Raw genomic sequence first — 11,850 nt, forward strand, 5'->3', positions numbered from 1 at the left:
ATTTTCAATGTTCAATTGTCAATTATCGTCTTAGTTCTTCTGCAGATCGGCATCACCACCTGTATTATAGGCAGGATTCTGCGTCAAATAGGGGTTTACCTTCAGTTCTGAACGGCTATAAGGCATATAAAGCGCATTGGGGTCGGCCAGACGGATCTGGATACCACCGATATTCGTCAGCTGTTTCTTGGTAACAGTCTTAGCCAGTTCCCTGGTGCTGCCAGTGCGACGGGCCATACGTACCAGGTCAAACCAGCGCTTACCCTCGAACATGAACTCACGTTGACGTTCCTCCATCACAAGCTTTCTCATATCATCAAGGGTGTTCTTATAGTCATCAAATTTGAGCACCTCGCCACTACCGGGTGTCAACGAGTTGACAGCACGTCGGTTCACAGCATTAATCAGCGTGAAGGCATCCTCATAATTGTCACTACCCTGCTCTATCAGCGCCTCAGCCTTCATCAGCATCACGTCAGTAAGGCGATAGACAATCCAATTGGAGAAATTCTCCGAACGCCAGCTATAACTTGGTTTCCAGTTGGTCTTCGTATTATCCAGCTCAACCGTCTGGGCACCATACTTAGAAATCCAGTAGGCTGTTCCTCGCTCGTAGATTGACTCGTAGGCACGGCAATCCTTGGTATTGAAGAGTTCCGTATTCTTTGTGGGCAAGCCATCATAGAATCCATCATAAGCCACCAGATTACCGCTGGTAATTTGATTATTGTTCACGTGCGTAAAGAACGAACCAACATATGAATTCTGATTATCGGTATTGCTACTTACATAAGAAATCTCAAAGATACTCTCAAAAGAGTTACCTTCGCCAAAGATTGCATTATAGGCATTACCGGAAAGGCTACCTACCTTCTCAAGATAGAGAGGTATCTCGTTGAACAACTGCACATCATTCTGCAAACGACGTTTCAGCAGCTTGTCGAACTCATCTTTCTTGAAGTCAATCACATAGTCACAACATTCCACGCACTTCTTCCAGTCGCCCTGCCACAGATAGAGGTCGGCCAGGAGCGCATACATGGCAGGACGGGTGACGCGAGCCGTATTGTCACGCTCAGCATCACTGTCAATCCTGTCAGGACTCGGTTTGCGGAAATACATGGGTGCATCATCTTTCACCGATTCCATGTCGGCAATGATATTATTGAGCACCACATCAAATGAATCGGCAGGAATACGATACTCCTTCGTATCATCGATACTGGGTTCGCGTGTGAATGGTACATCACGGAAAGTGCGAATCAGGTAGAAGTAACACAGTGAACGGATGAATGTAGCCTCTGCAATATTGGCCTTCATCTCCGACTGCGTATAGTTTGGATCCAACTCCTGCACCTTGGGAGCATAGTGCATCAGAATATTACAACGATTGATAGTCTGATAAAAAGCCGTCCAGTTGCAGTAACCGTTTGTTGGCAGGATATTCTCCTTCAACATCTGCTCCAGGTCCTGTGCCGACGAGTTTCCCATCCTGATATTATCAGAGCGAACCTCACCCCACAGTCCCATACGGGTCACACAATCACCCGACTGAAGACTCTCGTAGCAACCCATCAGCACACTGGTGACGTCGCTCTCCTTGGTCCAGTAGTTCTCGAGCACCACATCATTCATGGGCAGCACATCGAGGAAATCATTGCAGCCTGCTGTAGTAAAGGCAACACCACAGCCCATTGCAAGAACGGCCAAGTTATGTTTTATGTTTTTGGTAATCATAATTTCCAGTTTTTTATCAATTAGAAAGAAATAGTAACGCCGCCGGTGAATGACTTGGCACGTGGTGTCTGTGCATTATCCGTCACGACACCATAGCCACCGTAACCCACCTCAGGATCGGCACCTGAATACTTAGTCAGTACAAACAAGTTGTTAGCCGATACATACAGACTCAACTGGTTCAGACCGAGCTTTTTCAGATGCTTCTGTGGTACAGCATAGCTCAGCTGTGTATAGTTCAGACGGATGAAAGAACCATCCTCCACGAAGCGGTCGCTACCCAACCAGTTATAACCATAATTATATAGCGCGCGCGGGATGGGGGCGATGTCACCCTCTACACGCCAGCGCCACAGCACGGCACGACTCTGGTTGTTGTTTGAATACATATTCTCTGCATTCATACGTGCCTTATTGATAATCTTGTTGCCATAACGGAAGTTAAACTGGTTGTTCAGTGTGAGACGGCCGAAGTGCAACTTAAAGCCGAAACCACCGGTAAACTTAGGCAGAGAAGAGCCGAGATATACGATATCCAACTCATTGATCTGTCCGTCGTGGTTGATATCCTCATAGATAGCGTCACCACCCTTGAACTCCTTCTCATCTTCCTCGATGCCGGTGTAGCAGAATCTCATAGGCTTCGTGCGACCGTAGTTGTCCACGATGACATTGCCATCCTTATCACGTGCCACAGGAGCATTTGGTCCGCTCACACCGGGAACCTCTACCTCAGAGTACTTGCTGTACTGGTATACACCCTTGTAGCGGAAGCCATAGATACCACCCAGAGGACGGTTCAGCTCCACACGTGAGAGGTAGCTGCCATTCTTCTTGTCAAAGTCATTATTCAGTGAAGCCAGCACGGTCTCATCCATCTCTGTCAACTTATTGCGGTTGTTGGCAAAAGTAACGTTGAAGTCAACCGAGAACTTACCGGCCTTGATGATACGGTTACCATTCAGGTTAAACTCCCAACCAACATTCTCCATGGCGCCAACATTCTGATAATCCAAAGAGGGGAAACCAGAACTTGAAGGCAGTGAGCGGTTACCCATCAGCAGATCGGTGGTCTTCTGACGATACACCTCCACATTACCACTAATCAACTCATTCCAGAAACCGAAGTCAAGACCGAAGTTGATGGTCTCCTTCTGTTCCCACTTCAGTTTCTTCAACTGGATATTCTTCTGGTACACAGAACCGTAGTTCATATAACCCTTACCACCGGTATACTTACTGTAGTAAAGACCTTCACCGCCTGGAGGGTTACCTACGATACCCCATCCCAAACGGGCGGCGAGCATCGACACGAAAGGAAGACCTTTCTTCATCCATGGCTCATCACTGACAATCCACTTACCTGACAAAGCAGGGAAGTTACCCCAGCGCTTGTCATTACCAAACTTGGTCGTACCGTCGCGACGTACAGAGAAGTCGGCTACGTAACGGCCCTTGTAAGCATAGTGGGCAGAATAGGTGAAATACAGACTACGCCACTGGCCAGGTGAAGCACTGAAGGCGTCAATGATACCTGCTGCACTGGTAGAACGGATAGTACCGGAAGGCAGACCGTACTCACTGGTATTCTGGTTGGTGCTTGTACCCTTTGTCAACTGCCCGCGCAGCAACATCATCAAAGAGTGATCCTTGTTACGGAACTGTGGTACGAAGGTCAGTGTATGTGTTGTGGTAACACCCAGACTCTTATTGGCAGTGCTGGTAGCCAGGTTGGCATCCTTACTTGTCCATCCGCCTGTACTCAGTTCCACAGGACGGAACATATCATTATAGCGGTTAGAGATATTGAACACAATCTTACCCTCGTAAGTGAGTCGGGTCTGTTCATTCTCAATACCCAACAGCTCATAGTTCAACTTGAACTCAGGTTCAATATTATAGCTACTCTCCTCGCTCTGAGCAAGATAAGCCAGAGCAATGGGGTTGTAGTCCTTATACTGGTTGTCCTCAAACACCTTATTGGAGCTGGGCAGCATGTTATAGAACTCACTCAGCGAGTTACCATTCTTATCCTCCTCGTAGATGCTCAGGTTAGGCATACGACGATAAGCAACAGACAGCAGGTCTGAATAGTTCTTATGGTTGTCGGTATAAGTCAGCGACACATTGGTCGCAATCTTGATACGGTCAGACACGAAATAGTCCAAAGCCACACGTGTGGTGAAACGGTCCAACTGCTGCTTGATGATAGAACCAGTCTCGTGGTCGTAACCGGCAGCAATACGGAAGTTAGCCTTCTCACCACCACCGCTCAGTGACACATAGTGGTTCTGGCGCCAACCAGTCTTCTTCACAGCATCTACCCAGTCGGTATTATTGTTATACATCTGATACTCAGAGAACTTACCACCAGAGACATAGTTAATCTCATTGATGTCATCACTGGCATTGGGATCCATGTGAGGATTGAAATACTCCTCTTTCAGCAGCATGGTGTACTCGTCACCGTTCAGCAGTTTCATACCGTTGGGCTGATAGGTTCCGGTCAGACGGAAGCTATAGGTTACGCGCGTATTACCACGTGCGCCACGCTTGGTCTTGATCTCGATAACACCATTACCACCCTGTGAACCCCAGATAGCGGTAGCAGCAGCATCTTTCAATACTGAGATACTCTCAATATCCTCGGGGTTGATGTTCAGCAGTTCTGCGAATTTCTCATCATTGGCCGACTGGAAGTCGAAGTCGGAAGGTGCACCACCCTGCAACACATTACCATCGACCACAATCAGAGGTTCGCTTGAACTGTTAATACTCGACACACCACGCAGACGCATTGAAGTACCGCTACCCAGGTTACCCGAGTTGGCCACGATATCCAGACCGGCGATACGACCCTGCAGAGCCTCATCAACGGTTGTCACTGACAGACCCTCGAACTCCTTCATGTCGATGCTCTGACGGGCAGACGAGATTTCCTTGACGGGAATCTGCAGACCTGAACCGCCGGCTTTCTTACTTGAAACGATTTCAACACCCGTCAGCGTGGTCTGGTCCACCAATTTAATATTATAGTGGGTCTTGTTGATAGGCAGAATCTGCGTCTTACATCCCACATAAGAGATTTTCAACTTATCCTTCGGATTCTTCAGCTTGAAGGAGAAGTTACCATTCATATCTGTTGTAGCAGCGGCCACGATACGGTTGGCGGCGTCTATCTCAATGACGTTGGCCTGCATCACAGGACCGAAGGCATCAGTCACTGTTCCGCTGATGATATCGCCCGCTTTCTGGGCATAGGAACTGATAATTGACAACTGACAACTGAAAATTATCAATCCTAAAATTCTAGCAAATCTTTTACTCATCATAATAATTATCAATATCAGTTCTTTTTCTTAGTCATTAACGGTCCGTCAATCAGGTGAACCACGGCCGATGAAGAGTTGTGGATAATACTTGCCTGACTCTTCTCGCTCTGTGCATACGTAAACTCACGAGCCATCAGGTTATAGAGTCCGGGAGTCTTCACAACCTTACGGGTATTGCCGCCGGCATCAATAATCCAGATATCAGAACCCTTCTCATTGGTCTTCACGTTCAACTTCTTGAAAGCCCTGATTTTACCGGTTGAGGTCTTCTCAGTTGCCAGGTAAGCCGTCTCATAAGGAGTTGTAAAATTGCCTTCACTATCCATTTTATCCATGCCAGTGGTGTTATCGGCATTGATCACAATGGCATTATCCTGGATGTGATAACGCAGGAAAGCGTCAATCTCGTTCACATACTGATGATACAATGTGTTCTGTTCGGCGATGGTCGTATCCAGGGCAGCCACATCATCCCAGGTATGCAGGTCACCATCGGCAATCAGCTGGTCGATACTCTCATTGGTAGGTACATAGACCGTATAATGGAAGTTATTGAACACACTGATACAGCTGTCACTGCAAGCAAACTTCTTATCATGCTTGGTCTCGATAAGTTCACTGGCCTCAAGCAGGTCATGGAAACGCTTGAATTCAGGATGCTGACCCAGGATATTGAATACGGTCTGACGTGTACCCAGCACAGGACCCTGCTCCAGGATATAGCTCTTACCGTTACCGCCCTGTGTCTCAGGTGTCTGGTCATAAATATAGCTGACAGGTAGTGATGGGGTCTCACCGTTGATCTGGCGGGTTCCTTCAACCAGCATAGAGCTCTGTCCTGCATTCTTCACGCGGAGTATTGAGCCTCCCTTCGTGCGGTAATACTCATGTCCGTCCTCCACATTACCAATCACCACGTGATCATCAAGAATGGTATACAATCGGTTCAGAATCGGGTTCAAGTCCAGATTCGTACCATTACTATTGGTATATACGCCAACAGAGTCACCGGCTACGCCTGTCTCAGGATCTATGTTATGAATACTTGCATAAACCTCATTACCCTTACGATCGGAATCGTAATGGAAGCGCAGCATCTGACGCTGTGGTTTTCCGTATGAACAGGGGTCAACATATTCCAGCAGTGCCTTGTTGGATGGCAAGAAGAAACTATAGCGGGCATTCAGTGAGTTCAGATAAGCCTGATAATTCAGTTTCTTGATAGCCCAAAGCATGATAGACATATTCTTATCCACCACAGTGGGGTACATCACACTGACGAATGAAGTAGGTGTGAACACACGGTTCGTCAGATAGATAGCACCGTTACAAGCGAGCCATACAGAGTCCACATCGGTAGTTTTAATACCCATGGGATCAGCTGCATCATTCAGGATGAACTGGAACTTACTGGGCACACTGCCTGAGAGTGACTCAAGCATATTGGCGCTCATAAACTCGGTCAGGGTGCTGTAAGGCACATTATCCCAAGAACCGAAGCTCTTACGCAAGGCAGCACCGGCACCTTCTTCCCAGTACTTGTTCAAAGCCTCATCAGAAGGAACCAGCATCACAGCCATATCCTGCTGCATAGCGGTACTTCCAGTAGAATTAGAAGGTACACTATAACTGTTCCATCCTGGATCATAAGGCAGTTCACCGAAGTCCTCACTCACCTGGTTATGCGACTTATTGAAGGCCTTACCCTGAGAACGCTCAGAGAAATAGCGCAACTGGAACACAGAGTCTACATGAGTACCTCTGCTGGCGTTGTAGGAATCCTTCGTCTCATCGTCCATACAATCCAGCACTGAATAGCGGTTCAGCAGATGTGCAAAGACTGTCGTGTTTGGCTTTGACATAATAATATCAGCCATATTGGGCAGAGGTGTCACCACCTCACTCATACGGTTGATAAAACCATTCAGGCAACGTATATTCTGTTCCACAATCTGGGCACCGTTCACAGAAGCGTCACCACTCTGGCGATGGGTTGTATGATTATACAGGAAGTCATAGTCTTCATTGGTAATCTGCTTGTTCACCATATAACGCTCAATGAAATGAATCATCGGCGTCTCGGTAGCATCATGCAGCACCACCAAAGAGTCTCTTCCCTGATACATGGACCAATAGTCAGCATTCGGGATATCTTTCTTTTCCAGAATCTGCACATTGTCGAAAGGCTCAAGTGCAGAACTGCGACGCATGGCATCACCCTCAACAGGAGTTCCACTGGCGTTGGGGGTACTTGAGAGTGCCTGTACCTGATAACTGTTGTTAATCATGGCACCGAAAAGCAGTTTACGCTTCTGGGCCACAGTCAGGTCCTCATACTTCTTGACGCCCCATGAATTGTTCTTAAAGAAACGGTCAAAGGCTTGGTCGTCGGCGGCAAACAGGGTTTTCGAACCCGTCTTTGCCAGCACATCACGGTAGTCCAGGTCATTAATCAACTTCACCATGGTGGTAAAGTCATCCTGTTCATCCAGCCAACTGTAGATGCTGCGATCCCACCCTGCGGGGGTGTTTTCATCCAAGTCGTACTCCGAACAAGAAACAAACCCTCCTGCACATGTCAGCGCTAAGCCAACAGCGATCAGATGACACCGGTTCCGTTTCCAGAAATCTTGCAATGCAAGCGACCTTTGCAGGTCAATCGGTTTTTTGATTTTCATTCGATTTTGTTTTTGGTTATTATTTTGTTTGCAATTATTTGCGGTTAGTTCGTAATCGGATGCAAAATTAAGTAATTTATGCTAAAATTACTTTTATTTACATCCCACGGGCTTTTTATTTCGTACAAACTTCAATGAAAAACGTTTCATGTGCTTTCTGATTTGTATCATCAACGAATAATAAAATTCTACTATTCATTAACTTACATCAAGAAAAGCATCATCTATCGATTCATATCACCAATCCATCGCAACAAAAGGGGAAAAAACAATAAAAACGCGGAACTATTCGACAGAAAATGGCTAATAAAGCGATTTCATAAAAAAGTTTCGGAAAAAAAATCCCGAAACCTAATTAATGCGGAGAGAACAGGATTCGAACCTGCGAACCGGTTTTGCCGGTTACACGCTTTCCAGGCGTGCCTCTTCAACCACTCGAGCACCTCTCCTAATTGTTTGCGGCTGCAAAGGTAATCAATTTATACCTGAATACCAAATACTTTTTTCACATTTTCATTCGTATGATGACAAATTTCCAATTCATCCACGCCATAGGCCTCTGCAAGACGGGTGATGACATGACGGATATACGACGACTCGTTACGCTGTCCCCGCATAGGCACAGGTGCCATATAGGGGGCATCCGTTTCCAGCACCAGGCGGTCAAGGGGCACACTAGTCGGAAGGACTTCGGGAAGATGACTCTTCTTAAATGTCAGCACACCGCCAACGCCAAGCACGAACCGGTCGAACTGCAATAGTTCTGCCGCCTCTTTGTCATTCCCCGTAAAGCAATGAAACACACCTCCAGGCAGTTTATCGGCATACCTCTTTATAATATGTACCATCTCGTTCTGGGCCTTTCTGCAATGAATCATCAGGGGTAACTGTGTCTCAACCGACCACTGCACCTGTACCTCGAAAGCCTCCAGTTGTTCCTTTTCGAACTCCCTGCTCCAATAGAAGTCTAGTCCCACCTCACCGATAGCAATAAGAGGGCTGACGGAAGAAGGGTGATGGATGAGAACTTTTATCTTCTCCAGCTGCTCACGCCAGTCGGCACGCACTTCCTCCGGGTGGAGTCCCACCATCGGATAGAGCCAGTCGGGGTATTGCTCAGAAAGGGTCAGAATACGCTGGGAAGTAGGAAAGTCGATAGCAGGCAGGAAGATAGCCTTGCAACCAGCCTCACGGGCCCGCTGCATCACCTCTGCCCTATCCAGGTCAAATTCCTCACCATCCAAATGGCAATGTGTATCTACGAAAGAAACTTCCACTGCGGTAGCCGCTCGACCTTTGGTCGCTTGCACGGCAAGAATTTTTTCACTCTTCACTCTTCCCTTTTACTTCTCCCTGTGCATCATGGCGTTCGTATACTGGCGAAGCACCTCCTTGCGCTCTGCAGGCACGTTCACCTTTTCGAGCAACTGCTTACCCTGCTCGAAATAGCAGTTTATCTTCTCTTCACAGAGTTGACGGATACCGATCTCGTCATACAGGCGGGTCACCGCAGCCACCTTCTCCGCACGGTCAAACTGCTTCGCCTCAATCCAGCGCATCAGTTCTGCACGCTGTTCGGCATTGGCACGATTCACGGCATTGATAAGCATATAAGTCTTCTTATTCGAAGTGATATCACCGCCGATAGCCTTACCAAAGACCTTCGGATCGCCATAGACATCAAGCAAGTCGTCCTGAAGCTGGAATGCCAGACCAATCTTCTCACCGAAGCGATAGAGCAGGTCAGCATCCTCCTGGGATGCATCGCCCAAGAGGGCACCCATCTTCAAGGCACAGGCCAGCAGCACACTGGTCTTCAGGCGGATCATCTCAATATATTCCTCCTCTTCCACGTCATTACGTGTCTCAAAGTCCATGTCAAACTGCTGACCTTCCCCAATCTCAAGGGCAGTCTCCGTAAACAGGTCAAGCACCTGGGCAAGATGGGCATTGTCACACTGAGCCACACGCTGATAGGCCAGCACCAGCATAGAGTCTCCTGAGAGGATAGCCGTATTGGCATCCCATTTCTTATGAACCGTGGGCTGACCGCGTCGCACATCGGCATTGTCCATCAGGTCGTCATGGAGCAGCGTATAGTTATGATAGGTCTCCAGACCCAGGGCCGGCATCAGAATCTCCTCGGGATGTTCCTTGAACAGGTTATAGCTCAGCAACATCAGTACAGGACGGATACGCTTACCGCCCAGTGACAGCACATAACGGATAGGCTCATAGAGCGATGCGGGCTTACGGTCATACGCAAGGGACTCCAATCCCTTATTAACAACTCTCAGAATCTCTTCAGATGTCATCATAACTATATCGGTTTTTATTGATTACAATTTAAATACAACGGGGATACACACTTTCGTACGGCAAGGTTCATCATTCTGGATACCAGCCGTCCAGCGGGGCATCATACGAAGTACGCGCAGCACCTCCCGGTCACAGAGCGGGTTCAGCGACTTCACCACTTTCACGTCAGTCACCGACCCGTCCTTGTTTACGATAAACTCAGCGATTACCTTTCCCTGAATTTTCCGTTCCTGTATGGTTGGGGGATATTTCAGATTACGCTGCAGCCATTTCATCATCTCAATGGCACCACCGGGGAATTGAGGCAGGTCCTCTACCACACGGAAACTGATTGCTTCCTCCTCGGGTTTCGGGGGCTCTTTCTCATCCTCATCCGTAGCACTCATGTCATCATCCATATCCGTCTCTACCGGTTCATTGTCCTTCAAAAGCTCGTGCTCCTGTTCTTCATCCTTCACCACCAGTTTCTTGGAAGGCTCCGGTTCCACCTTAGGCGCCAGGGCCAGTTCATTCTCCGGGCGCATCAGCGACGGCAGTTCTTCATCCATGGAGAACATGTCCAGCAAATCAGGATCATCAAGTGGGTCATCCTCTGGAAAAGGTATCATCAATGCGACAAAGAAACATACCAGGGAAATGACAAGTCCCAGCAGGAACCTGCGTATCCATCCATGCTCCAAATCAGCCTTTTTACTTTTCTTCTCTTCCATAATGCGGTGCAAAAATACTAAATAAAGCCGAAAGGGGGAAATAAAAATAAAAAATATTCGTTATAAAGTCAGATTTACGCGGCATATTTCGTACCTTTGTGCCCGAATAGTACCATTGGCATGAGATTTTTCATCATTTTCACCTGGCTTATGCTACTTGCGCTTCCCATCAAGGCGCAAGACAGTCAGACTGCGTTCAATTTCCTCAGACTGCCCACCAGCGCCCATGCTGCTGCCCTGGGTGGAGAGAATGTGACGCTCACAGACAATGATGCCGCCATGGTATTCCACAACCCTGCCCTTCTGAATTTCGTCAGTGACCGCACACTCGGTCTCAACATGATGACCTATATGCAGGGCTCGGTAACGGGAAGTGCCTCCTATTCACAGTTTGTCGGCGACCGCGGCTCCTGGGGCATCCAGGGACGTTTCATCAACTATGGTGAAATGAAGCAGACCACTGTCAGCAATGAGGAGACAGGAACCTTTCATGCCAGCGACTTTGCCGTAGGCGGCACCTTTGCCTATGGACTGACAGAACATATCAGCGGTGGTATCACCGCCAAGATGGTCGCCTCGTACATCGGCCATTATAATGCCATGGGCGCAGCCGTCGACCTGGGCCTCAACTATTTCGACGAAGAGAGCAACTGGAGCATCGGTGCCGTGGCCCGCAACCTGGGCGGGCAACTGAAAGCCTATGACGATGATTTCGAGCGAATGCCACTCGACGTGCAACTGGGTGTCAGCAAGCGCCTGGCCAGTTCACCACTGCGTTTCTCTGCCACGCTGGTACGTCTGAACAACTGGGAGTACGGCATCGGCAAGCACCTGGTGCTGGGAGCCGACCTCCTGCTGAGCGAGCAGTTCTATATCGCCGCCGGCTATAATGCCATGCGTGCCTCGGAGATGAAGATCAGTGCAGGAGAAAACGATGAGAGCAGTCACGGGGCAGCCCTTTCCATCGGTGCCGGTATGATGCTGGAGCGGATGCAGCTGCATGTGGCCTACGGGAAATACCATGTGAGCAGCACCTCCCTGATGATTAATTTCAGCTACGCCCTCTAGGCCCAT

General features: G+C 48.3%; 7 protein-coding genes and 1 tRNA gene. 1 reads left to right on the plus strand and 7 read right to left on the minus strand.

Annotation, left to right across the window (positions count from 1 at the left end):
* Nucleotides 1-30: 30 nt before the first annotated feature.
* The 7 genes from L6466_RS11485 to L6466_RS11515 all read right to left on the minus strand — a co-directional run bounded on the left by L6466_RS11485 (nt 31) and on the right by L6466_RS11515 (nt 10,776).
* Entirely contained in the window at nt 31-1,737 is a 1,707-nt protein-coding gene (locus L6466_RS11485; RefSeq protein ID WP_237802791.1) for a RagB/SusD family nutrient uptake outer membrane protein, read from the minus strand.
* 20 nt (nt 1,738-1,757) lie between these two features.
* Nucleotides 1,758-5,069 (minus strand): SusC/RagA family TonB-linked outer membrane protein, encoded by a 3,312-nt coding sequence (locus L6466_RS11490; protein ID WP_237802789.1) that lies wholly within the window; start codon nt 5,067-5,069, stop codon nt 1,758-1,760.
* Between the two features lie 14 nt (nt 5,070-5,083).
* Nucleotides 5,084-7,747 (minus strand): fasciclin domain-containing protein, encoded by a 2,664-nt coding sequence (locus L6466_RS11495; protein ID WP_237802788.1) that lies wholly within the window; start codon nt 7,745-7,747, stop codon nt 5,084-5,086.
* Between the two features lie 361 nt (nt 7,748-8,108).
* Nucleotides 8,109-8,196, minus strand: a tRNA-Ser gene (locus L6466_RS11500).
* Nucleotides 8,197-8,226: 30 nt separating this feature from the next.
* Entirely contained in the window at nt 8,227-9,024 is a 798-nt protein-coding gene (locus L6466_RS11505; RefSeq protein WP_255780056.1) for a TatD family hydrolase, read from the minus strand.
* A gap of 66 nt (nt 9,025-9,090) precedes the next feature.
* The gene (locus L6466_RS11510) at nt 9,091-10,065 is read right to left on the minus strand and encodes a polyprenyl synthetase family protein (protein ID WP_091853464.1); all 975 of its coding nucleotides are present in this window, start codon (nt 10,063-10,065) and stop codon (nt 9,091-9,093) included.
* A 21-nt stretch (nt 10,066-10,086) separates the two neighbouring features.
* Nucleotides 10,087-10,776 carry an energy transducer TonB gene (locus L6466_RS11515; protein WP_091814303.1) on the minus strand — a complete coding sequence of 230 codons (690 nt, stop codon included), beginning with the start codon at nt 10,774-10,776 and terminating at the stop codon, nt 10,087-10,089.
* A gap of 120 nt (nt 10,777-10,896) precedes the next feature.
* Between L6466_RS11515 and porQ the strand changes: the two genes are divergently transcribed.
* A complete protein-coding gene (gene porQ, locus L6466_RS11520) occupies nt 10,897-11,844 on the plus strand; it encodes a type IX secretion system protein PorQ (protein ID WP_091853462.1) in 948 nt (315 codons plus the stop codon).
* Nucleotides 11,845-11,850 lie beyond the last annotated feature (6 nt).

Origin of the sequence: Prevotella communis (genome assembly GCF_022024175.1) — a bacterium.
GTDB lineage: Bacteria > Bacteroidota > Bacteroidia > Bacteroidales > Bacteroidaceae > Prevotella > Prevotella communis.